This is a genomic window from Salipaludibacillus aurantiacus (assembly GCF_900111295.1).
GTDB classification, from domain to species: domain Bacteria; phylum Bacillota; class Bacilli; order Bacillales; family Salisediminibacteriaceae; genus Salipaludibacillus; species Salipaludibacillus aurantiacus.
In genome coordinates, this window is the sequence record NZ_FOGT01000004.1 from 165,752 (window position 1) to 189,717 (window position 23,966).

Annotated in this window: 21 protein-coding genes and 2 riboswitches; of the genes, 17 read left to right on the forward strand and 4 right to left on the reverse strand. The window is 46.0% G+C overall.

Annotated elements, in window-relative coordinates:
- Nucleotides 1-32: 32 nt before the first annotated feature.
- From BMW59_RS06290 to BMW59_RS06300, 3 genes are read right to left on the reverse strand one after another with little or no spacing between them, the layout of a single operon-like run.
- Complete coding sequence (locus tag BMW59_RS06290) at nt 33-782, reverse strand: ABC transporter permease (protein WP_093048941.1); 750 nt, start codon at nt 780-782, stop codon at nt 33-35.
- A 14-nt stretch (nt 783-796) separates the two neighbouring features.
- Nucleotides 797-1,759: an ABC transporter ATP-binding protein gene (locus BMW59_RS06295; protein ID WP_093048944.1), complete on the reverse strand. Its 963-nt coding sequence runs from the start codon at nt 1,757-1,759 to the stop codon at nt 797-799.
- A 21-nt stretch (nt 1,760-1,780) separates the two neighbouring features.
- Entirely contained in the window at nt 1,781-2,440 is a 660-nt protein-coding gene (locus BMW59_RS06300; RefSeq protein WP_218141978.1) for an ABC transporter permease, read from the reverse strand.
- A gap of 422 nt (nt 2,441-2,862) precedes the next feature.
- Between BMW59_RS06300 and BMW59_RS06305 the strand changes: the two genes are divergently transcribed.
- From BMW59_RS06305 to BMW59_RS06370, 14 genes are all read left to right on the forward strand, one after another.
- Entirely contained in the window at nt 2,863-4,623 is a 1,761-nt protein-coding gene (locus tag BMW59_RS06305; RefSeq protein WP_177174213.1) for a nitrilase-related carbon-nitrogen hydrolase, read from the forward strand.
- Between the two features lie 44 nt (nt 4,624-4,667).
- Nucleotides 4,668-4,868: riboswitch (cobalamin riboswitch) on the forward strand.
- Nucleotides 4,869-5,012: 144 nt separating this feature from the next.
- Entirely contained in the window at nt 5,013-5,558 is a 546-nt protein-coding gene (locus tag BMW59_RS06310; RefSeq protein WP_093048950.1) for a cob(I)yrinic acid a,c-diamide adenosyltransferase, read from the forward strand.
- Nucleotides 5,559-5,583: 25 nt separating this feature from the next.
- Complete coding sequence (locus tag BMW59_RS06315; RefSeq protein WP_093048953.1) at nt 5,584-6,957, forward strand: cobyrinic acid a,c-diamide synthase CobB; 1,374 nt, start codon at nt 5,584-5,586, stop codon at nt 6,955-6,957.
- Nucleotides 6,950-8,479: a cobyric acid synthase gene (locus BMW59_RS06320; RefSeq protein WP_093048956.1), complete on the forward strand. Its 1,530-nt coding sequence runs from the start codon at nt 6,950-6,952 to the stop codon at nt 8,477-8,479. The genes BMW59_RS06315 and BMW59_RS06320 overlap by 8 nt, the downstream gene beginning before the upstream one ends.
- Nucleotides 8,476-9,540, forward strand: coding sequence for a nicotinate-nucleotide--dimethylbenzimidazole phosphoribosyltransferase (cobT, locus tag BMW59_RS06325; RefSeq protein ID WP_093048959.1), 1,065 nt, complete (start codon nt 8,476-8,478; stop codon nt 9,538-9,540). Before BMW59_RS06320 ends, cobT begins: the two co-directional genes overlap by 4 nt.
- Before the next feature lie 52 nt (nt 9,541-9,592).
- Nucleotides 9,593-9,801: riboswitch (cobalamin riboswitch) on the forward strand.
- 171 nt (nt 9,802-9,972) lie between these two features.
- Complete coding sequence (locus BMW59_RS06330) at nt 9,973-11,013, forward strand: ABC transporter substrate-binding protein (protein WP_093048962.1); 1,041 nt, start codon at nt 9,973-9,975, stop codon at nt 11,011-11,013.
- Complete coding sequence (locus BMW59_RS06335; RefSeq protein ID WP_093048965.1) at nt 10,979-12,049, forward strand: FecCD family ABC transporter permease; 1,071 nt, start codon at nt 10,979-10,981, stop codon at nt 12,047-12,049. Before BMW59_RS06330 ends, BMW59_RS06335 begins: the two co-directional genes overlap by 35 nt.
- The gene (locus tag BMW59_RS06340) at nt 12,046-13,518 is read left to right on the forward strand and encodes an adenosylcobinamide amidohydrolase (protein WP_093048968.1); all 1,473 of its coding nucleotides are present in this window, start codon (nt 12,046-12,048) and stop codon (nt 13,516-13,518) included. Before BMW59_RS06335 ends, BMW59_RS06340 begins: the two co-directional genes overlap by 4 nt.
- Entirely contained in the window at nt 13,519-14,484 is a 966-nt protein-coding gene (gene cbiB / locus BMW59_RS06345; RefSeq protein WP_093048971.1) for an adenosylcobinamide-phosphate synthase CbiB, read from the forward strand.
- Nucleotides 14,485-14,505: 21 nt separating this feature from the next.
- The gene (gene cobD / locus BMW59_RS06350) at nt 14,506-15,594 is read left to right on the forward strand and encodes a threonine-phosphate decarboxylase CobD (RefSeq protein WP_093048974.1); all 1,089 of its coding nucleotides are present in this window, start codon (nt 14,506-14,508) and stop codon (nt 15,592-15,594) included.
- Complete coding sequence (locus BMW59_RS06355; RefSeq protein WP_093048977.1) at nt 15,594-16,148, forward strand: bifunctional adenosylcobinamide kinase/adenosylcobinamide-phosphate guanylyltransferase; 555 nt, start codon at nt 15,594-15,596, stop codon at nt 16,146-16,148. Before cobD ends, BMW59_RS06355 begins: the two co-directional genes overlap by 1 nt.
- Nucleotides 16,145-16,909: an adenosylcobinamide-GDP ribazoletransferase gene (locus tag BMW59_RS06360; RefSeq protein WP_093048980.1), complete on the forward strand. Its 765-nt coding sequence runs from the start codon at nt 16,145-16,147 to the stop codon at nt 16,907-16,909. Before BMW59_RS06355 ends, BMW59_RS06360 begins: the two co-directional genes overlap by 4 nt.
- On the forward strand, nt 16,861-17,499 hold the full coding sequence (locus BMW59_RS06365; protein WP_093048983.1) for a histidine phosphatase family protein: 639 nt from the start codon (nt 16,861-16,863) through the stop codon (nt 17,497-17,499). The genes BMW59_RS06360 and BMW59_RS06365 overlap by 49 nt, the downstream gene beginning before the upstream one ends.
- Nucleotides 17,451-17,897: a bifunctional adenosylcobinamide kinase/adenosylcobinamide-phosphate guanylyltransferase gene (locus BMW59_RS06370; protein WP_093048986.1), complete on the forward strand. Its 447-nt coding sequence runs from the start codon at nt 17,451-17,453 to the stop codon at nt 17,895-17,897. The genes BMW59_RS06365 and BMW59_RS06370 overlap by 49 nt, the downstream gene beginning before the upstream one ends.
- Nucleotides 17,898-18,517: 620 nt before the next feature.
- Here the strand turns inward: BMW59_RS06370 and BMW59_RS06375 are convergent.
- A complete protein-coding gene (locus tag BMW59_RS06375) occupies nt 18,518-19,426 on the reverse strand; it encodes a nuclease-related domain-containing protein (protein WP_177174214.1) in 909 nt (302 codons plus the stop codon).
- Between the two features lie 346 nt (nt 19,427-19,772).
- Here BMW59_RS06375 and BMW59_RS06380 point away from each other — a divergent pair, with 346 nt between their 5' ends.
- From BMW59_RS06380 to BMW59_RS06390, 3 genes are all read left to right on the forward strand, one after another.
- Entirely contained in the window at nt 19,773-20,918 is a 1,146-nt protein-coding gene (locus BMW59_RS06380; protein WP_093048993.1) for a CdaR family transcriptional regulator, read from the forward strand.
- A 117-nt stretch (nt 20,919-21,035) separates the two neighbouring features.
- Nucleotides 21,036-22,784 carry an alpha-amylase family glycosyl hydrolase gene (locus BMW59_RS06385; RefSeq protein WP_245732973.1) on the forward strand — a complete coding sequence of 583 codons (1,749 nt, stop codon included), beginning with the start codon at nt 21,036-21,038 and terminating at the stop codon, nt 22,782-22,784.
- A 9-nt stretch (nt 22,785-22,793) separates the two neighbouring features.
- Complete coding sequence (locus tag BMW59_RS06390) at nt 22,794-23,942, forward strand: glycerate kinase (RefSeq protein ID WP_093048996.1); 1,149 nt, start codon at nt 22,794-22,796, stop codon at nt 23,940-23,942.
- Nucleotides 23,943-23,966: the final 24 nt, after the last annotated feature.

Below are 23,966 nucleotides of genomic sequence, written 5' to 3' on the forward strand. Positions count from 1 at the left end.
ATAATTCCTCCTTGAAAGTAGAGATAGTGATATTAAGACGCTTCGGCAGTTTCGGCAGAGCGCCTAAGCCCTTTGGAAACTGTTATTTTTTCAATAAAGCGCAAGAGAAAGTCAATACAAATGGCAAGCAGTGTGACTGGTACAGCGCCGGAAATAAGGTATTCCTGACTTTGCATCACAATGCCTGTAAAAATAAAATCGCCCAGACCTCCGCCGCCAACAAGATAAGCCAAAGCAGCGGAACCGACGTTCATAACCATTGCTGTCCGTATTCCTGCCATAATTGGATAGGCAGCATTGGGCATTTCTACTTTGAATAGAATTTGGGAAGATGTAAACCCCATTCCTTTTGCAGCATCTTTTAAAGCCGGGTCTACTGAATTCAGCCCTGCGACCGTGTTCCGCAGTACGGGGAGAATAGAAAAAACAAACAATGCAAAAACAGCTGAATTAAATCCTATTCCTAAATAAGTCATTACGAGAGCCAGTATAGCGATACTCGGGATTGTCTGACCAAGGTTAGCCAGGTTTAACACCGGCCATTCAAGTTTACGAAAAGCAGGCCTCGTAACGAGGATACCTGCAGGGATGGCGATCCCTACCGCTAGAAGCGAAGAGACGAGAACAAGAAGCACATGCTGGCGTAATAGCCGGAGAAACTCGTCAGTCTGTTCAAATATGATGCTGAAATGCCCTTGGATAAAAGCCCACAAGAAGAAGACAAGAACGATGCCATAGAAAAAATAGCGTATGAACGTTGATATTTTCCGTTTATTAGTCATTTCTTCCCTCCTTTCTAGGCTGATTGGTTAGTCTGATGAAGGTACTTTTGGACATCCTGAATGGTAATGCTCCCCATAGGTTTCTTTTCCTCATCGACTACCACAAGCTCTTCATAGCCTTCATTAAAGAAGATAGATAAAATCTGTCGTAAATCTGTTTTGAGCGAAATCTGTCTCGAATCAGCAGCCACGGGTGTGACTTTGAGCTGATTAACTAAGTCAGCAACGGTATGGAGGCCAAGGCTCTTAATGGCACGGTCTGATCCTACAAATGTAGAGACAAATTCATTGGCCGGGTTTGCTAAAATATCGTCCGGCGCATCATATTGCATAAGCCGGCCATCCTTAAAAATAGCGACCTGATCTCCCATTGTTATAGCTTCATCAATATCATGGCTGACAAAAAGGATTGTTTTCTGGACTTCTTTCTGAATCTGCAAAAATTCCTTTTGAAGGTGCGAACGTATGATAGGATCCAAAGCCCCGAAAGGTTCGTCCATCAGCATGACGGGTGGATCGGCTGCCATAGCCCGTGCAATTCCTATTCTTTGCTGCTGTCCGCCTGACAGTTCATGCGGATACCGTTTACGAAAGTCATCAGGCTTCAAGCCGATAAGTTCCATAAGCTCAAAGAAGCGATTGCGCATTTTCTCTTTATCCCATCCGAGAAGTTTAGGAACAACAGTAACGTTATCTTCAATGGTCATATTTGGAAATAACCCGTTACTCTGTATGACATATCCAATATTCCGCCTTAATTGAATTTCATTTAAAGAATTTGTCTGTTCTCCATCGATAAATATTTCCCCTTTCGTAATAGGGACCAGGCGGTTAACCATTCTGAGGAGTGTCGTCTTGCCGCACCCTGAAGGTCCGAGAAAGACAGCAATATTGCCTTGCGGTACTGTAAACGATACATCATCCACAGCATTGACTTTTCCGTCATATGTTTTCGTTACATTTTTAAACTCAATCATAAAACAGGCCTCCTTTACTATTTAAGCGTTTATATTCATTCCTTTAGGTGTGAGCACCCGCTGTAAAATCCCTAACAATGTATCTGCAATAATTGCAAGCAGTGATACGCCGACTGCGCCGACGACAATCATATCCCGGTTATACCTTGAAATGCCCTGGTCTATTAACACGCCCAGGCCTCCTGCGCCAATAAATGCCGCAATGGCTCCGATACCGATACTAAGAACTACAGCATTCCTGACACCGGCCATAATAACAGGAAGAGCTATAGGAATTTCCACCATGCGTATCCGTTCCCAGGAAGACATGCCAATGCCTTTGGCTGCATCACGCATGTTCGGATCTACATTCTGCACGGCCACATAAGTATTCCGGATAATCGGCAGCTGTGAATAAAGGATTAACGCTATGAGAGCCGGTAAAAATCCAATTCCCTGATTAATCACAGACAGGACCGGAATCATAAGACCAAATAAAGCGATACTTGGAATTGTCATGATGATCGCCGCTATTTGCAGCACCACGTCAGCAACTGCATCATTTGTTGTGAGGTAGATGCCGATCGGCACTCCTATTAAAATAGCGATAACTGTAGCCAGGCCGACCAGCTGGATGTGTTGTAACGTCAAAGCGATCACTTCGTCCTGGTTATTCATAAAATATTGAAACGCTCCGTTCATTCATATTTCACCTCCATAAGTTCGTACCAAATCTTCCTCTTTTATATAATGCAAGTTTAATGCCAATTTTTTCATAAATTAGGAGAAGTTAAGTGTGACGGGGAAAAATTCTATTTTTTCGTCAATTTAAAGTTCCGTATATCAGAAAAATCCTCCTGATTTTGTAAAGAAATTTTACCAGGGCAGAGCGAATGTAAAATAATTTTTACAAATGTGTGATTGGATTCCGAATAATACAGTTCTGTTAAAGGCTTAAAGGATAAAAAAACTTAAGCCTTCCGCCACGACTTGGCGTTAACCGTATTTTTAATGGGATGATGAGTAAATAGACTATTGCCAAAGTATATAAGAGTATGGTAAATATATCTTTGGTTAATGGAAAATTAAGACCGATTATCGTCGTAAAAGGAGGTATACGGGCTATGAACTTTTTAGCTTCAGCCATTCAATTTCATCCACAATTAGGGAAAATGGAAGATAATATACAGCGGCTGGAGGCAGCTGTTGAGCAGGCAGCTTCTTCAGGCGCAAGGCTTATCGTCACACCAGAGTTAGCAACTTCAGGTTATATGTACAAAGAACGTAAAAATATTTTACCTTTCTCAGACACCATTCCCGGTGAAACGACAGACCGGTTTCACCGCTTATGCGTGAAATGGAACAGTTATCTTGTTCTCGGAATGCCTGAGTATGATAAAGAAACAGGCCTTCTTTATAATTCGGCGGTGTTAATCGGTCCGGAAGGATATATAGGTAAATACCGTAAAACTCATTTATGGGAAGCCGAAGCTCACTGGGCCACTCCTGGAAATTTGGGTTTTCCCGTATTTTATACAGAGATAGGCAAGATCGCTATTAATATTTGCATGGATGCTGTTTATATGGAAAGCTCCCGAATACCAGCACTAAATGGCGCCGATATTCTTGCTTTTCCGACAAACTCCAGCGCCCAGACCATTTCCATGCTCCAAGGCTGGGCGACGCTTAATGGCATGTATGTTGTCAGTTCCAACCGGGCTGATGAAGAAGAAGGATTTCAAATGGCAGGGGCCAGTGCAATTTGGTCTCCTTATGGGGAGAAGCTTGTTGAAGCCAACACGTCGCTTGATGGAGGAAACGAAGAGATTATTTACGCTGTGATAGACCCTGCGCATTATCTTAATCCAAATAAGGAACGGTTATTACGGCGCCGGCCTGATATTTATAAAAGTCTTATGCTCCACATCGGCCCGTGGAATTACCGGAAATCCCTTCATCCGGCAGAAGTCGGCATTCATTGTCTTTCAGGGCCGGTGCAAGGAGAACTTAAGTCACTCAGTGATTTTTTTGCTTACTGGGCGGCTCAGGTCGCACCGCTCAGGGAGAAAGATAAATATAAAGGTGTAGAATCATTATTTGTTCTTCCAGCTTTAAGCGCCACGGGCTTTGTATCTCATTTGCCTTACGAAGAGTTAGTGCTGCTCTCCCAGAGGTTTGCGGTAGAGTGGCTGCCTGAGTATCAAATATATGCGAAAACACTGGAGGCGAATTTAGTGGTAAGCGCCCCGGAATGCGCTGACGGTAACGTGTACCTGTCAGCCTGGATCATTAATTCCAGTGGAGAGATTGAACATGTGCACAGAAGTACGCATCTAAGAGAAGAGGAAAGGCAGTGGGCTACCCAGGGGGATGACCTAATAACAGTGCCAATTAAAGGACTGGGCAGGGTCGGTGTTATTTTTGAAGAAGAAGGCTACTATCCTGAGGTCACAACGAGTTACGGTATTCAGCGGGCGGATGTGGTCGCCCTTTTAGCCGGCGAGCAATCTGATGAAGAATATGCACCGTTGATAAAGGACGCTTTTCATGCAAATGGAAAAGACAGAAAAACATTAAAAGCGGTGTGGGAAAACTTAGCAATGAGTATTCAGGCATACATTGCATTCGCTGCCTGGGAAAAATCTGATGGGACTTCTACAACTGCGGTTTATGCCATCGACCCTTATTACGAAAAAGAAAAGACAGCCGCGGCCAGGAATGGCACAGCCTCTAAAAAAGTCACAACTCTAAGGAATGAAGCCTGGTATAATCAGCAGCAGTGGATTGTCTCAAGGAGAGTGGAGCATTATTATCCGTTAATCTCAGAGGGGCATGCCCTCGCTCCAGCACTCTCTCCCCAGGAAGAGGATGATATGATGGCTTAATAAACAGTTGTGTTTCTGTTTATTCTTCATTACACTTAAATAAAATAAATACGATGCAACCAGGTCCCTTGCATTTTCAAAAAGAAAGTTTGCAAGGTTAAAAGGGAAGCCGGTGAAAATCCGGCACGGTCCCGCCACTGTAAACGTTTAGGAAAGCTTCAATTGCCACTGTGCTGAAAACACGGGAAGGCCGGCTCTTCCGGAAAGACGTAAGTCAGGATACCTGCCTGTTTGCCGGTTAAAACTCCTTCGAGGAAAGGGTGTTTAACGTCTGCCCAGTCCGGCTTCCAGTGAGTTTATACTGTCAGCTGCACAAAGCGAGCGTTTCACGCTTTCCTTTAACGAAGGAAAGCGTTTTTTTATTTTTTTAAAAAAAAGGAGAATTTAAAATGAGAGAAGAAAGCCGTCACGGAATGACGCTCGTTTATACGGGAAACGGCAAAGGGAAAACAACGTCAGCTGTAGGGGTGGCCGTACGTGCTGCCGGCCATGATTACAAGGTGAAAATGTTTCAGTTTATTAAGTCACCTGAGAGAACTTATGGAGAACAAAAAAGCCTTGAAAAACTTGGGGTAGAAATGGTCCAGCTGGGGAAAGGATTTACTTGGACGAAGACCCCTGAAGAACACAGGGAAGCTTTGAGAAAAGGCTGGCCGCTGGCAAAACAGGCCATATTAAGCGGGGACTACGATGTGGTTATTCTTGATGAAATAAATAACGCTCTCGCTATAGACAGCTTTCCGGTCAATGATGTCCTGCCTCTCGAAGAGGTCGTTGAGACTATTAACAAGAAGCCTTCACACGTGCACCTCTTACTGACTGGAAGAGACGCACATGAGCGCGTTAAAGAAGCGGCAGATCTTGTATCAGTGATGGAACCTGAAAAGCATTATTATGATGAAGGACATCCGGCAATTAAAGGAATTGAGTTCTAACAACACAAAAACAGGAGGACTGAACATGTCAGACAGACGGTTAGTCATAGCCGGAACGGGAAGCGGCGCAGGTAAAACGACCCTTACAATCGGGCTTATGGCCGCCTTTAAACAAAAAGGATATACAGTCCAAGGTTTTAAGTGCGGACCGGACTATATTGACCCTTCCTACCATACAGCAGTGACGGGACGGAAATCACGGAACCTTGACAGCTGGATGCAAGGGAGAAAGGTTTTAAAAGAAGTATTAGCCTATGGAAGCAAGGGGGCGGATATCTCGATTATTGAAGGGGTGATGGGGCTATATGACGGGAAAGATCCTGCTTCTGATGAAGGAAGCACGGCGGACATCAGCGTGCTTACTGATACGCCGGTCATTCTCGTTGTAGACTGTTCGGCGATGGCAAGAAGCGCAGCTGCAATTGTTCACGGGTTCCAGACTTTCAACCGACAGGTAAACGTCGCAGGCGTCATTGCTAACCGGACGGGCAGTGAAGGCCATTATAAGCTTGTAAAGCAGGCAATTGAACAGGAGTGCGGGGTGCCTGTTGTCGGCTATTTAAATAAGGATGACCAGTTAACGATGCCGGAACGCCATTTAGGCCTTATTCCGTCAGTGGAACGGGGCGAGTTAAACACTTATTTTGAAGAGCTGGGCCATACAGTATCTGAGACAGTAGATGTAAACCGGCTGTATGCTGCGGCAGAAACAGCGCCGGCGCCGGAAGCCGGTTCGGGATTATTTAACCGGAAAAGAGAGCCCGTTATCAAACTGGCGGTCGCAAGAGATACAGCTTTTAATTTTTATTATGAAGAGAATTTAGAGCTGCTTGAAGCGTACGGAGCTGAACTCGTTTATTTTTCACCGGTGGCAGGAGAAGAGCTTCCGGAAGGTGTCCATGGACTCTACATAGGCGGCGGGTTCCCGGAAATATTTGCAAAAGAGCTTTCAGAACAGGAAGGCGTAAAAGCGTCTGTCAGAGACGCTATTTATAAAGGAATGCCTGTTTTTGCAGAATGCGGCGGCTATATGTTTTTAAGCCGCTCTATTAAAACGGTGAATGGAGAGCAATATGAGATGGCAGGCGTCATTCCCGGCACAATGGCGATGACAGGGCGTCTTCAGGCGCTCGGGTACAGAGAAGCAACGGGGGGCAGCGGCAATTTTCTTTTATCACCCGGAGAAACCGTAAAAGGCCATGAATTTCATTATTCGGCTTATTCCCCGGATGGCCCTCTTGACTCGGCGTTTCGGTCTGCCGGAAGAGGCGGAACCCATCACGAAGGCATTCTTATGAAAAACGTTGTGGCCGGCTATACTCATCTGTATTTTCCATCAAACCCGGCGGTACCGGAAAGATTTATAAATAAATGCGCGGAGTGGAAAACCTATGGCTGAGTGTTTACCGGTTATGATTCAAGGCACCCATTCAGATGCAGGGAAAAGTATTCTCGTTACCGCTTTGTGCCGGATTTATGCTGATGAGGGCTATCGTACAGCACCTTTTAAATCTCAAAACATGGCTCTCAACTCTTATATTACAACAGACGGCAAAGAAATTGGCCGTGCTCAGGGAGTGCAGGCAGAAGCAGCGGGGATACCGGCGACGACATGGATGAACCCAATTTTAATTAAACCGTCAGGAGACCGCAATTCTCAAATTGTCGTTCACGGGAAACCTTTTAAAAACATGAAAGCAGGGGAATACCGGGAGGATTTTTACAAAAAAGGGCTGAAGCTGATAGAAGAAAGCTATAACAGGCTCGCAGCGGAATTTGAACGGATTGTCATCGAAGGGGCGGGAAGTCCGGCAGAGATTAATTTAAACGACCGGGAACTCGTTAATATGAGTGTTGCCAAAATGGCGAAGGCGCCAGTTGTTTTAGTCGGAGACATTGATAAAGGAGGCGTTTTTGCAAGTCTCGCCGGGACCCTGCAGCTTCTTGAATCGGAAGACCGGAACCGGGTTATCGGCGTTATTATTAATAAATTCCGGGGTGACCGGGAGCTGCTGGAACCTGGGCTTGACTGGTTCGAAACATATACCGGTCTACCGGTGCTGGGCGTCATTCCGCATATTCCGAATCTGAATATAGAAGCGGAAGACTCACTTGCACTTGAGCATCAGACGGTTGCGGGAGAGGTGGATAAAGAAATAGACATTGCCGTCATTTGTTATCCCCGTGTGTCTAATTTTACTGATGCAGACCCTCTCATGAAGGAGCTTGACTGCCAGGTCCGCTTCGTAAGGACAGTAAATGACTTAGGCAAGCCGGATCTTGTTATCCTTCCCGGAAGCAAGAACACTCTTTCAGATATGCAATGGCTTCAGACTGCCGGCATGGCTGAACAGGTCAAGTTATTGGCGGAGACAGCCTGTGTCATTGGAATCTGCGGCGGATACCAGATGCTTGGCCGGCAGCTGGAGGACCCTGAAGAAGTTGAATCGTCAAGTAAACGCATTTCAGGGCTGGGCTTGATTAAAGAGATGTCCACTGTCCTGCTCACGTCTAAAAAGACAGTTTTATCCCGCGGGAAAGCCCGTTACGGAAACCATAACTTGCCGGTTTCAGGTTATGAAATCCATATGGGAATATCTTCTTACGAGAGTAAAGAGAACAGCTTTTTTATTGAACTGGACAGTGGGGAAAAGGATGGTTATATCAGCCCGGACGGCCGGCTGATTGGCACTTACTTCCATGGAATATTTGAAAATGATCAGTTCAGAAGCATTCTGATAAATGAGCTTAGGCAATCTAAAGGGCTGCCTCCGTTATACAGCCGACCGGCCTATAATCAAATAAAAGAAGAAGCCTTTTCCAGGCTCGCTGGAACGGTAAAGAACCACCTGAATATGGAACTTCTGGAAGAAGAAATTAGAAAGTATCAAATGAAGGTAAGGGGAAGAGCAGGTAAATGAAGCATACAATTAACGCAATTAAACCAGTGAATAAAGAGGCCGGAAAAAGAGCGCAGGCTCATTTGAACCGGTTGACCAAACCGCCGGGGAGCTTGGGGAGACTTGAGGAATTGGCTGTGAAGCTGGCAGAAATCGCAGGGAACCCGTTACCTGAGGCGGCTCCTCCCGCTTCCATCGTTTTTGCTGCTGATCACGGCATTGCGACTGAAGGTGTATCTGCCTATCCTCAGAAAGTGACAGAGCAGATGGTTTATAATTTTCTTAATGGCGGGGCGGCGATAAACGTCCTCGCAAAACAGGCCGGCGCTTGTTTTAAGCTGGTCGATGTAGGAGTGGCAGCTGACTTAGAAGGCACAGGTTTAATTGATAAAAAAATCCGCTATGGAACTGGTAATTTTCTAAAAGAAAAGGCGATGACACGAGCTGAGGCAGAACAGGCAATCCTAATTGGCATCGAAATGGCTGTGGAGGCGATCAGCCAGGGCGCCCGTTCTCTCATACTCGGGGAAATGGGAATAGGTAATACAACGTCTGCCAGTGCGATACTTGCTGTGTTAAGGGGAGGTCACATTGAGCATATTGTCGGCCATGGTACCGGTATCTCACCTGAAAAGCGGCTCCTTAAAGAAAAAGTGATCCGACAGGCATTAGCTGCCCGAAAACCTGACTGTGAAAATGTGGTCGATATTCTATCCGCAGTTGGAGGCTTAGAGATTGCAGGAATGACCGGAGCCGTGTTAGGAGCAGCTTCAAAACAGACGCCTATAATTATTGATGGATTTATTTGCACCATTTCAGCCCTGCTTGCTGTAAAACTTTCACCCAGCGTTAAGGATTATTTGATTTTCAGCCACCTTTCCCAGGAACCGGGCCACAAGGTGGCACTGAAAATGCTTGGAGAAGCCCCCTTACTCGATCTGAACTTACGGCTTGGTGAAGGAACAGGTGCAGCTCTCGCTTATCCGTTACTGGAGTCGGCGGTAAGAATTTTAAAAGATATGGCAGTCTTTACGGATGAAGGGGTTCCGGCTCTGCAAAACTCTGAAAAGACATATAATTGAATTTACAATACTTCAAAACTCATTTATACTGAATTTGTTAACAAAAAGACGAATTTCATAGATGCAATCAGGTTCTTTATTCTGGTCTTACCAGACCGGATAAAGTTAAAAGGGAACCCGGTGAAAATCCGGGACGGTCCCGCCACTGTAAGCGTTCAGGTTCTCTGCAAGCATCCCACTGTGCTTTTTATAAGGCATGGGAAGGGGCAGATGAGCCATTGAGGCGCAAGTCAGGAGACCTGCCTGTTTGTTTTTTAAACACCTTCGAGGAAAGGGATGTTTAACGTTCATGTTCAGCTGTCCACGGGCGGCTGGGCTCCGGTGCCTCGTATATACACACCGGTATTAAGAACATAAACATTCAGCGCTTTTCCTTAAGGAATGGCGTTTTTTTGTGGCAAAAATTTATTACATATGCAGGAGGAACAGGAAATGGAAAACGTGTTGAAAAAGTGGGGAAAGGTAACTGCAGGACTAGCAATGGCTGCAACTTTACTAACAGCGTGCGGAAATGAAGAGGACAATATCGGCAATGAACAGAATGACGGCAACAACGCCGTACAAAATAACGCCGAAGAAAATGCCGCAGGGAATGAGAATGCAAACGAGGCAGGAGAAGGAAATGATAATGGGTTCCCGGTAACTTTAACAGACAGCACGGGCAATGAAGTGACAATTGACGAAGAACCTGAGACGCTGGTCTCATTATTGCCGAGTAATACGGAAATTCTTTTTGAGCTTGGGGCAGGGGACAGGCTGATCGGTGTATCTGAATACTGTAACTACCCTGAAGAAACAGCTGACATTGACAATGTAGGCGCACAGGATATGGACCCTGAACTCATTCTCTCACTTGACCCGGACATCGTTTTTGTCCAGGCTTACCATGAGGAAAATCATTCAGATATCCTCAACCAGTATGAAGAGGCGGGAATTGATGTCATCGTTGTTGAAGGCGGAAACTCTTTTGAAGAGGTATATGAAACAATCCAGATGATAGGCGAAGCTACAGGAACGGGTGACCGGGCTGATGAAATAGTAGCAGATATGGAAGAGAGACTCGAAGAAATTAAAGAGCAGGCTGCTGATATACCTGAAGAAGACCAGAAAAAAGTCTGGGTAGAAGTCGCGCCGTCACCGGATATTTTTACGACCGGGCAAGGCACATTTATGCATGAAATGCTTGAGTCTATTAACGCGGTGAACGCAGCTGAAGAAGAAGAAGGATGGGTTAATTTAAACGAAGAAGAAATCGTCATGTTAAATCCGGATGTGATCATCACCACTTACGGCTATTATGTAGATGACCCGCAGCAGGAAGTCCTCTCACGGGACGGGTGGGCTGAAGTACCGGCCGTACAGAATGAGCGGATTCATGATGTGGATAATGATACAGTGACGAGGCCGGGTCCACGTTTGATTGAAGGAGTGGAGACTCTTGCCGAGCTCGTTTATCCGGACGTTTTTAAGTAAACGGATTTTTTGGGTGTACGTGCTGAGTGGAGGATTTGTTTTAGGTGCTGTCCTCCTCTCGCTCATTTGGAGCAGTGTCTCGATCCCTGTCGGACATGTCGTTCATATTCTTTCAGACAATGTACTAGGCTGGTCTTTGATGGCCGAGGTGCCTGCTAATGAAGAACGGATCATCTGGAATATTCGTCTTCCCCGCGTCCTTCTGGCGCTTTGTGTCGGCGCCTCATTAGCACTTGCGGGGGCAGCTTTTCAGGGGCTTCTCAGGAACCCGCTCGCTGATCCTTACACTATCGGCGTGTCTTCCGGGGCCGCTTTAGGGGCTGTCACCGTCATATTTTTTCAGCTGACTATCTTCGGCCTTGGAAGTTTTACGTTGCCCGTGATGGCGATCATCGGCGGCTTTCTTGCACTGATGCTCGTTTTTGGACTGGTGAAAATTGCGAGCAGGAGTCTGGCGATAGAAACCATTATCCTGGCTGGTATTATTATGAGTTCTTTTATAGGGGCGGTCATTTCCCTGATTATCGCACTTGGGGACCAGGACGCGATGACCCAGATTATCTACTGGCTTTACGGCAGTGTCGGCATGAGAGGCTGGAGCCATGTGCAGCTTATAGTGCCGTTTATGCTTATCGGCATGTTTCTTCTTCTTATTCATTACAGGGAGCTGAACGCCCTGGCTTTAGGAGAAGAAGCCGCGGAACATATTGGAGTGAACGTGCAGCGGGGAAAAATAGTCATTTTACTTGGTGCTTCTTTATTAACAGGCGCCTCTGTCGCCGTCTCAGGAATGATTGGTTTTGTGGGGCTTGTTATTCCGCATTTAGTCAGGCTGATCAGCGGCCCTAACCACCGGCATGTCCTGCCTTTATCTTTACTGGCAGGAGGGGGATTTCTTATCTTAGCTGATTTGGTGTCACGGACAATTATCGCGCCAAAAGAACTGCCGATCGGTGTCATAACGGCATTAATTGGCGCACCGGTATTTGCATTGCTGCTTATCAGAAACCGGCTTGGAAAGGGGAAAACGGCATGATCGGGATTAAAAATCTCACTGGCGGCTATGGAAACAAGCCAGTGATACAAAATGTAAATTTTTCTCTTGAAAAAGGGGAGTTCTTTGGTCTTCTAGGTCCAAATGGAAGCGGGAAAACCACCCTTTTTAAACTGATTACAGGGGCTCTGCCTGCAGCCGGCGGAGAAATCACGGTGGATGGAAAGCCTCTGTCCGGATTTTCAAAGCTGGAAAAGGCCCGTATGATTGCTGTACTTACTCAGGAAGCCCACGTGTCCTTTGATTTTACTGTGGAGGAAATTGTCAGTCTCGGCCGGTATGCCTTCCAAAAAGGTCTGTTTAAAAGCCTCTCCAGGCAGGACCGGAAAGTCATTGATGACGTGATGGAACTGACTGGTGTAACAAAATACCGGGACACACAGTTCCGTTTAATCAGCGGAGGAGAAAAGCAGAGGGTTCTTCTCGCTAAAGCGCTGGCACAGGAACCAAAAATTATGCTGCTTGATGAACCGACCAATCATCTCGATGTGAAACATTCTTTCCATATGCTTGACCTGTTAAAGGAATGGCAGCGAGAATATGGTCTGACTGTCTTTGCGATTTTACATGATTTAAATGTGGCCGCCCTTTATGCCGACAGAGTCGCTTTACTTCATGAAGGCAGTTTCCTGAAAACAGGAGGTGTGGACATTCTCCGGGATGAATCGCTCCTGCGGCAAGTCTATGAAGTGGATGTGAAATCCCAGCCGCACCCGTATGTTCCGAAACCCCAGCTGCTGATGACACCTGAGGAGAAGGCAGACCCGCAAAAAGATCACTTCTCCCGCTCATACCGAGTGCGGCAAAATGAAGGGCTGATCCATATTGAGTTTAATGACCCGTTAAGAACGATCTCAAACGGCGTGACTGGAGAAGGAATTCAATGGTTAAACCATTTCTGTAATTTTCATGTCAATAAGAATTACGACGGCGGCGATCCTGTCGATGACATGACGAACTGGATGGCAAACCAGGGTATCCCTCCTGAAAAGGCTGCCGGTATGATGACCGCAGTGAAGCTTGAAGATATGGTGCTGCTTGAAAAAGAATATGAAGGAATCAGGCTTCTGGCCATGGTCACCGCCGGGGTGGGAAATGCCGTCGACATTACAAGTGAAGAACTGGACAGTGAGATAGGAAAAATAGGAACAATTAATATCATGGTCTTCCTTGACAGTCATTTCACAGACGGAGCACTCGTCAACGCCTGTCTATCCGCGACTGAAGCAAAAACTAAAGCACTGCAGGATTTAAATATTAAAGATCCTTATACTGGCACAATTGCTACCGGGACGTCTACTGACAGCCTGTTAATCGGGACGACTCAGAAAGTCGAAAGGACCCCTTATGCCGGTTCGGGAACTGTTGCCGGGAAAGCGATAGGAACGGCTGTCTATGACGCGGTCACAGGAGCTGTCCGTAAATATGAGAAAAGGCAGCGGAGGTCTTAAATGGAGATGCTGATCCCGCCGGGAATCATTATTTTAATGGGAGCCGCTGTCCTCCTCGACCTTGTGTTTGGCGACCCGAAATGGCTGCCGCACCCTGTCGTTGGATTTGGCAAACTCATTTCTTTTCTGGAGAAAAAGCTTAATAAAGGGTCCGGCCGTCAAAAAAGAAGAAGAGGCGTGCTGCTTACGGCCGTTATTGTCACCATCGTGTATGGTGCTTCTTTTTTATTGCTTTCATTGTTTTATAATATCCATTGGCTTGCCGGAACTGTTTTGGAAGCCTGGCTCATTTCAACCACGATCGCCATTAAGGGGCTGAAAGAAGCCGCTTTAAATGTGGCAGTTCCTTTATCGCAGGGAAGATTAGCCGACGCACGGCACCAGCTCAGTATGATTGTCGGACGCGACACAGAGGATCTTGACGAAAGCAGCATTGTCCGTGGCACTGTGGAAACCGTGGCAGAAAACACTGTGGATGGCATAACAGCCCCATTATTCTGGGCTTTAATCGGCGGAGCTCCTTTAGCTATGGCCTACAGGGCTGTGAATACAATGGATTCAATGGTTGGCTATAAAAACGAACGTTTTTACTCATTTGGCTGGAGTGCCGCGAGACTCGACGATCTCTTTAACTGGCTTCCGGCCCGGCTGACATTTTTGACTATGCTGGCAGGGGCCCTGTTTGTTCCCGGAGCACGCATCACCCATGCTTTTAAAATGACGCTGAGAGATGCCCGTAAGCACCCGAGCCCTAACAGTGGCTGGTCAGAAGCGGCAGCAGCCGGCCTTCTCGGCGTTCAGCTTGGCGGCCGGAACACGTATAACGGGGTGGTTTCGGAACGGGCGCCTATGGGAGAACCGCTAGAAAAACTAAGGTGCTGTCATATACACCGAGCTATCACATTCATGCATGGCGGCTGGATTGTTTTTCTGCTGCTGCTTATTTTATTAGCCATCATTTTTTAATCACCGGAAAGGAGAATGGGAATGAACTGGCCTAAACATGGCGGACAGCCTGACGTGTTACATAAACAATTTAACCTTTCAAAAGGCAGGGAAATACTGGACTTCAGCGCGAATATTCATCCTGGAGGCCCTCCGTCTTTTGTAACTGAAAACCTCAGGGAAAGTATAGAATCGATTGCGCGTTATCCTGACCCTGATTACGGTGAGGCCCGCTCTCATATAGCAGCCTTTAACAGCACAGAGACAGATCAAGTTCTCATAACAAATGGCGGGGCAGAGGCTGTATTTTTAGCTGCAAAGTACTTTGAAGGAAAGCGGGCCCTCATTGTTGAACCTACCTTTCTGGAATATGAACGGGCATGCGGCCATTATCATCTTGAAGTAAAGCCTGTTTTTTTGAGGGTCGAAGAAGAGTTTCATTTCCCGCTGGATCAGGTTCTGGATGAGTTGGCTGAGACAGAAGTGGTTTTTATCTGCCGTCCGAACAATCCTTCAGGAACAGTAGTGTCTGAAGCAGATATCCGCATACTTCTGGAAAAAGGGAAAGAAACGGGTACCTTTCTCGTGATCGACGAGGCATTCGCGGATTTTCTTCCAAAGGAAGAGGGGGATCTAACGCCCCTTTTAAACGAGTTTTCCAATCTTATCTTATTAAGATCCCTTACTAAAATGTTTGCGGTACCCGGGGTACGTGCTGGCTATATGCTTGGGGCGCCTGAGGTCATTAGGGCTGTCAGAGAGTGGCAGATGCCATGGAGTGTCAACAGTTTCGCCAGTTCGCTGATCCCGGTGCTGGCAGGCGAAGAAGCAGCGGAATTTGCAGCTGCGTCCAGCCGGTATGTAAAAGGGGAATTAGAAAGGATCAGGCTCCAGTTATCCTCACTCGATTTTGATATGTCACCTTCGTCTGTAAATTTCTATCTCCTTCGGGACAGGAGAGACCCTGGTTTAGCAGATGAGCTGCTTAAATTTTTATTGAAAAAAGGCATCGCTGCCCGCCACACACATAATTTTAATGGACTGGACGGGAAATATCTGCGGTTTGCTGTTCTGGACAAACCGGCGAACGACCAGCTGCTTGAAAAACTCGCTGAATGGAGAGATAACTGATGATCTGGTTTATTTCCGGAGGAGCCCGTTCCGGCAAAAGTACATATGCCGAAAATAAAGCAGCAGAGCTTTATGAAGAGGCAGAGCGAAAAAACGGAGCAGTCAATCTTATTTATGCAGCGACAGCGAGAGCTTCTGATGAAGAAATGGCAGAACGGATCAGGCGCCACCGGGCCGGTCGTCCGGAAATATGGCAGACGATCGAAGTTCCCTGGGATCTTAGGCAGGTATCAGAGGCAGGCGGAAAAGGCGATGTCTTACTGGTTGATTGCCTGACTGTCTGGCTGAATAATATGCTGTTTTATAGAAAGGAAACACGAACGTCAAAACTGACAGACATTATTGGCGGTTTGATTCAGGCTGCCAAAGAGAAAGAACAGCAGCTCCTTTTTGTCTCTAATGATGTGAATGAAGATCTGCCTTCAAGCGACAGGATGATAGCTGATTATACTTATAAACTGGAGGCTGTTCACCGTTTCATAGTGTCACAGGCTGATCGGGCCGTACAAGTAAATGCAGGCCTTCCGCTGGACTGGAAGGGGGAGGCGGGATGAAGAACCCGGTATACGGCTTTTTACTGGCAGTTCAGTTTCTTACGAGAATTCCAGTCCCTGTGGAGTGTCCCTGGACGCCGGAAACGAGCCGGTGGGCTATCCGTTGTTACCCTCTGGTGGGGATCGCAGCCGGCGGTATTCTTTTAGGGCTATCTTGGGGTCTGTCCCCATTTTTACCGGCTGAGATGATGGCTCTAATGATTGTCACTCTCTGGGTATGGCTGACTGGCGGCCTACATCTGGACGGCGTGATGGATGTCGCCGATGCGGCCGGCTCAAATGCCCCGTTAAAAAAGAAGTGGGAGATAATGAAAGATCCTCACGTCGGAAGTTTTGGCATCGTTGCGCTGTTTTTTCTGCTCGGCTGGAAAACGATGCTTGTATACATGCTTATAGGAGCGGTGCCAGCTGGGAGTCTTTTATTTCTGGTGATGATTCCAGCACTCGCCAGGTTTGTCGCGGCGTGTTTACTTATTTTACTGCCAGCTGCAAAAAAGGAAGGGCTCGCCTGGCATTGGAAACAGAATACCGGTCCGGCTGACTTACTGGCAGCCTTTCTGCCGGCGGCGGTGCTTGTTTTTTTCCTGCCGGAGTATTGGGTGATCCTGCCTGTGTTTGCAGCAGGCATAGGTCTGTACGGATGGTGGACAGTCAGAACATTTAAGGGTATTAACGGAGATTTAACCGGTACTGCAATTGAAGGAGGCGAACTATGGGGACTGCTCCTCGTTTGGATATTTACCTCGTTCGTCACGGGGTAACCAGGTGGAATAAGGAGAAGCGTTATTTAGGTCATACAGACGAACCTTGTATGAAAGAGCGCCTTGATGATCTGGCTGATTTAAAATCAGAGATGGCCGGCATGGAGTTTGACCAGGTTTGGACGAGCGACCTGCTCCGCTGCCGGGAAACCTTACATTATCTTATGCCCGGAGTGCATCCGGTTACAGATAAGAGATTAAGAGAATGCGATTTTGGAAACTGGGAAGGCAAAACATATGAAGACCTTAAGAATTTGAAAGATTACCGCCGGTGGATTGATCATCCGCAGCTTCAGCCCATTCCGGCCGGTGAATCGTGGAGAGAATTTTCAGGGCGGCTTGACGAGTGGCTGAATGATCTTTTGGCCGGACAGGAAGGTGTTGCAGCCGGGAGAAAAACAAGAGCACTTGCCGTGACGCACGGCGGAGTCATCCGGTATCTTGTTTCGGTCTTTAGGAGAAGCGAATCTTTCTGGCATGTCACTATAAGGCATGGGCAGGCACTTTATTTAAAGCTCATTTACGAAGGAGGCAAGTGGACATGCAACTCGTTACAGGCGGTGCCTTCAGCGGAAAAAGAAGAATTGTAAAGGAACTCTTCAATGAGGGTTCTCAGGAGCTGTCCTGGCTGTCGAGCTATAACGATGATCGTTTGGATAACTGGTTACACGTTTGGCAGCCGGGTGCAGGCCTCGTTTTTGAGGGGTGGGAAAACTGGCTGCTGGAGGATCTCAGATGCGGAGAAGCCAGTCAGCTGGATAAACTTCGCAGGAAGTATAGTAAGCTTCTTACAGACCTTGTGAGGGAAGAAGAACGGCACGGCGGCAAGGCGTGTCTTATTATGCTTGAAATGGGTAAAGGAATTGTCCCGGCAGAAGCGGAAGACAGAGCCCTCCGTGATTTGCATGGCTGGCTTCAGCAAGATGCGGCCAAGTTGTCCAGGGAAGTCTACTACGTCTGGCACGGCTTATCACGGCGGCTGAAATGAATCAGCGGGAGGGCTCGTTTAGGAAGGGCAGGACAGGAAAAGAGCGACTCGGCGTGAGGTCAGGAAGGTGAGCGGGTCATAAACAGAAATAAGGTCCACTCATCGAGAGTAAGCGCAGATGAGCGGACGATAAAATGAAGATACGAGCCACTCATGCCGGTTCAAGGAGTCCGAGCGGGTCATAAACGACATAAAAGGTCCACTCATAGAGAGTAAGCGCAGGTGAGCGGACGATAAAATGAAGATACGAGCCACTCATGCCGCGACAAGGAGTCCGAGCGGGTCATAAACGACATAAAAGGTCCACTCAGAGGGAGCAAGCGCGGATGAGCGGATGATAAAATGAAGATACGAGCCACTCATGCCGGTTCAAGGAGTCCGAGCGGGTCATAAACGACATAAAAGGTCCACTCATAGAGAGTAAGCGCAGGTGAGCGGATGATAAAATGAAGATACGAGCCACTCATGCCGGTTCAAGGAGTCCGAACGGGTCAATAAACGACATAAAAGGTCCACTCATCGAGAGTAAGCGCAGATGAGCGGACGATAAAATGAAGATACGAGCCACTCATGCCGCGACAAGGAGTCCGAGCGGGTCTCTAATTATAAGTTAATTCCTCTCATATATAACACACTTTTTTGTGCTTTCCTTTTTGTGTGAAATGTAAAAATAACGTATTTTGAATCACTTTTTTTGCCGCTGTTCCTCCGCACCACTCATATATTCCCGCCGTTGTTAATTCTTTTTCCGGAAAAAGTAATTGAAAATCTTTTACACTCCGAAACACCCCCTCACGGACTGTTTCTGAATAGTGACACTTTCCGCATCTTAATTCGCGTTGAGTGATTTTGTTCAGCCTGGAGTAGCACTTAGGGCAGAGAATTCCTTTACTAAGCTGTGAATAAGTATATTCCGGGAGCGTTAAATAAGGAGATTTAGTTAGACTTTGAGATAATAATTGATTTGATATATTTAGAATGTTCTTTGATAAATGACCCGGGGTGGCTTCTATATTTTTAAAAAACCTGGGTAATTGGGTCGGCAAAATGACTGGCAGATCGGGGGAAGCATTGAATAGTGTAAATTCAGGATTAGGGAAGACGACGAGAGGTTTCAAATTAACGGGAGGCAGATTCAGATTTTGCAAGACCTGCCGGAAAATTGTTTCCGACCGGTGCAGCTGGAAGAGAGGGTTTTGAATGTCATTTCCGGCACGGGTGCGCCATTTGTCTCCTTCTATTTTAAACTCGCCCTCATAGTTTTTAACCTCAAACAAGTAAGTGGAAGCAGGAGTGATGAAAAGAGTATCAATTTGAATGCAAGATTTGTTCACTTCAAAAATCAGATCAGGCAAAACAAGCGACTCTAAGGCTAAAGTGTGCAGCCAGCGGTCTAATAATATTTCCCCTTCAAAGCCCTTTACTAATAAATTATACCGTTTTTGAAGCGTTTCAGAAAAATACATACGGGGTTTCAGACTTTGAAGAACCTGCAATTCGTAGGAGGGAACTCGTTTTTTTACAAACATGGGCATCATCCTTTATTAAGTTGTTAACTCTGTGTGAAATTTGAATAGATAGAAGAGGGAGATTTTTAAAAAAGAAGGAGATACATATCATCGGGGGGGGATTAAAGAAATTAAAACAGAGCATACGTTCCCTTTAATGATAGATGACCTTAAGCAGAAAAACAATATTTTTTTGCCTGGTTTGCCGACTTCTGCTTGCTTCCAAATCCCCGTCCAGAAATTTCCACCCCCCACTTATTTAAAATTGCACTATTATTGAATAGAATACCCCAGTCGTTTCCAAATGGATTATTTAACCCGAATTAGTTATCCTAAGTGAAGAGCAGGACAAGGGGGGACAAGCGTCATGGATATTTTTTCTGCTGATTTTGCACAGCATACTGTGAAGGAAATGGATAAAATTATTCCTTACAATATTAATGTCATGAATGCGGATGGCGTCATTATTGCGAGTAAAGACCATGAAAGAATCGGGACTTTCCATGAAGGAGCGTTGCGGGCCATACAGGAACAGCGGACCGTCCGTATTTACCCTAACGAAACTTTTCAGGGAGCAAAGGAAGGCATAAACATGCCTATTCTGTTCCAAAACAGCGTTCTGGGAATTATAGGGATTACCGGACACCCTGATGAAGTTGAAAGCTACGGAAATATCATTTTAAAAATGACAGAATTAATGATTAATGAAGCATATATTAAAAGGACGCTTCAGCTGGAGACCCAGGCGAAGGACTCGTTCATTCAGGAGTGGCTGCTCGAACAGTACACAGATGAGCAAACACTTAAGCTCCGCGGAGAAACATTAAATGTAAATGTCGATTATACGAGAGCAGCACTCGTTTTTCAGTTAAACGACGAAAACAATCTTTATACGGATCTTGAACGTCAATCATGGATGGAAAATACGTTAACGTGGATCCGCCGGCAGTCAGATAGCCATTCTCAGGACCTGTTTCTTTCATGGCGGACGAATCAGCTTGTTTTTCTTCCAAGTATTAACGATGCAACGGAAGAAAGTACAGCTCAAAAGCTCATTGATCTTATGAGCAGGCGTGCAGAAGGAACTCCTTTTAAGCTGACTTGCGGGGTAGGCGGGAAAAATAAAGGGATCCAGGGAACCATTCAGTCCTTTAAAGAAGCCGGCCATGCACTTGAATTAACACAGAAACAGCAGCCATTTGTTTATTATAATCAATTGGGTGCCGAATCCCTGTTAATTTATCTGGCCGACGAGAATCAAATTGATTTTATCACACGCCACTTCCCTTTTATGCTAAAAGAGGAGCATAAAAGCCTGCTTCACACATTAGATGTCTTTTTTCAGCATGACCAAAGCATTGAAAAGACAAAAGAGGCTCTTTTTATACATAAAAATACGCTCCAGTACCGCCTGAAAAAAATTGAAAGCCTTACTGGTTATAATCCAAGAAGTTTCCGTGAAGGCCTGCTGTTTTATTTAGCGCTTAAGATGGTTACCAGAGTAAATATTTAGCCGGAAGAACAAAAAGAGAAGGGGAAATCCCTCTTTTTTTGTTCTTTATACCATAGATTGAAAGCGTTTTCTCTTATATACTTGTTTTAACGAAAGAAAGGAAGGGGCATGCAAGTCATGGAAGCAAAACGACCAATTCCGGGTGAAATGAAAAAAAGAATGCAGGAAAAGCTTGTTTCAATTTATGGAGAAGAAAAAGGCAGAGAGGTTTACCCGCGTCTTGAAGAACTTCTTCAAAAGTTTGAAGGATCCCCTTTTCAGAAGCAGGGCAAAACATGGGTCGATGAATCGGACGTGATGCTTATTACTTACGGTGATCAGATCCAGGAAGACGGCAAGCCTTACTTAAAAAGTTTACATGAATTTTTAAATAGCTATTTATACGGAGTCATTTCTGCGGTGCACATTCTGCCCTTTTATCCCTATTCGTCAGATGACGGTTTTTCAGTAATAGATTATTTTCAGGTAAATCCTGAATTAGGGGAATGGAACCACGTTGAAGACTTGGCTGAAGACTTTGAAATCATGTTTGATGCGGTGATTAACCATATTTCACAGAAAAGCGGCTGGTTCCAGAAATATCTTGAAGGCGATGAAACTTACAGGGATTTCTTTATTGAAGCAGATCCTGAGGCGGACTACACTACGGTGACCCGCCCTCGCGCCCTGCCGCTTCTTACAGAGTTTGATACGGCTCACGGAAAGAAATACATTTGGACGACTTTTAGTGAAGATCAGATTGACCTGAATTATGAAAATGAAGATGTCCTGTTGACTATTATAGAGCTTCTGTTATTTTATGTGGAAAAAGGCGCCAAGTTCCTCCGGCTCGATGCGATAGGGTACATGTGGAAACGTCTTGGGACAAGCTGTATCCATTTAGAGGAAGCGCATAAAATTATTCAGTTATGCCGGGATGTCTTCGAGACAGTGGCGCCGGAAACGATTATGATTACCGAAACAAACGTGCCGCATAAAGACAATATTTCGTATTTTGGGGACGGCCACAATGAAGCGCAGATGGTCTATCAGTTTCCGCTGCCGCCTTTAACGCTGCACTCTTTTCATACGGGGGACGCCTCCTATCTGACAAATTGGGCGGACTCTCTTGAAAAAATATCAGATGAAACGACGTATTTTAATTTTCTTGCCTCCCATGACGGGATCGGTGTGATGCCCGCCAAAGGGATCTTATCGGATGAACAGGTTAACGCCATGGCTGAAAAAGTCCGCGAACATGGAGGAAATGTTTCCATGAAAGACAATGGAGACGGTACGCAAAGCCCTTATGAGCTGAACATCAACTATTTTGAAGCGTTATCCCATCCTGAGGACGCCCAGAAACTGAAAGTGAAACGGTTTTTAGCTTCCCAGAGTATTCTGCTGTCCTTAATCGGCATGCCGGGGATTTATGTTCACAGTCTTCTCGGCTCGGACAATTATCATGAAGGCGTGAAACAGACAGGCCGTTTCCGGACGATTAACAGAGAAAAACTGGACCGTTCCAGCCTTGAAAAAGAGCTGGATACTGCAGGCACACAGCGGCATGAGGTGTTTAATTCCTATAAACAAATGATTCAGCTCCGCCGGCAGGAAAAAGCTTTCGATCCAAATGGCGAGCAGGACGTCTTATTTTTAAATGACCATGTGTTTGCTGTTAAAAGAACAAGCAAAGATTCAAAAGAAGAAATTGCGGCTGTGGTGAATGTCTCCAATGAAACGCAAACCATTGCATTAAAGCAGGAAGTTTGGAACAACAATTACAGCCAGCTCCAGGACCTTATAAGCAAGCAGGAATGGCCGGGTGCCGAGGACCTGACCATTAGCTTGCAGCCTTACACGTTTGTGTGGGTGAAAGGGAGTTGATGGCTTAACATGAATATTTTTATAGCACCGGATTCATTTAAAGGCTCAATGACAAGTATAGAAGCCGCCTTAGCCATAAAAAAAGGAATTGAAGAAAGCCCTGTCTCCGCCGATATACAGCTCTCGCCGATGGCTGACGGCGGGGAAGGGACCGTTGACGCCTTAGTCACTGCCTTAAATTGTGAAAAAGTTTTCCATACCGTTTCAGATCCTTTAGGCCGTCCGGTTACCAGCTTTTATGCCTGGAATGAAGAAGAAAAGACAGCGATTATTGAAACAGCTGCCGCCTCCGGTATCACGCTTCTGAAAGAAGATGAGCGGAACCCTTATGCCTGTTCCACACACGGGACCGGGGGATTAATGAAAGCTGCTCTTGATAGAGGAGCAGAAAAAATTATTATCGGGATCGGTGGAAGTGCCACAGTTGATGGCGGAGCTGGCTTTTTACAGGCTCTGGGTGTTCAATTTTATGATAAAGAAGGCCGTGTTATAAAAAGGGTCACAGGAGACCTGCAAGAAATTTACTCTTTGGATATGTCACACCTTGACTCAAGGTTAAAAGCAGTTTCAGTGACAGTAGCTTCAGATGTAAGCAACCCGTTGTTAGGCAAAGATGGTGCTGTAACGGTGTTTGGCCCTCAAAAAGGAGTAAAAGAAGAAGAAATTCCTTACTTTGAAGCGGGAATGGCAAAGTTTGCACAACTTACCGGTGAAACCACCGGAAAAGATTTCAAGTCTTCTCCTGGTGCCGGGGCCTCCGGAGGCTTCGGATTCGCACTATTATCTTATTTAGACGCCCCGATACAAAACGGGTTTGACCTTATTGCCGATCTGACAGCCATGGAAGAAAAAATAGCTGCAGCTGACCTTGTTATCAGCGGAGAAGGTAAACTCGATAAACAGACTTTTTTCGGCAAAGGCCCTATGGGCATTGCAAAGATCGCAGAAAAATATAATAAACCGGTCATTCTGTTTGCCGGCTCTGTAACGGGTGAATTTTTACAAATTGATAAATTGAACGACACACTTATTCCTGTATCAATAAATAATGAAAATATATCTCTTCAGGAAGCGATAGTTAACGGACGGGCACTGCTCCAGAATGCGGCCCGCCAGACATTTAAAACAATCTATCTTGGAAAAAGTCTCCCTCTCTGACTGTTCAGAGAGGGGTCCCATAAA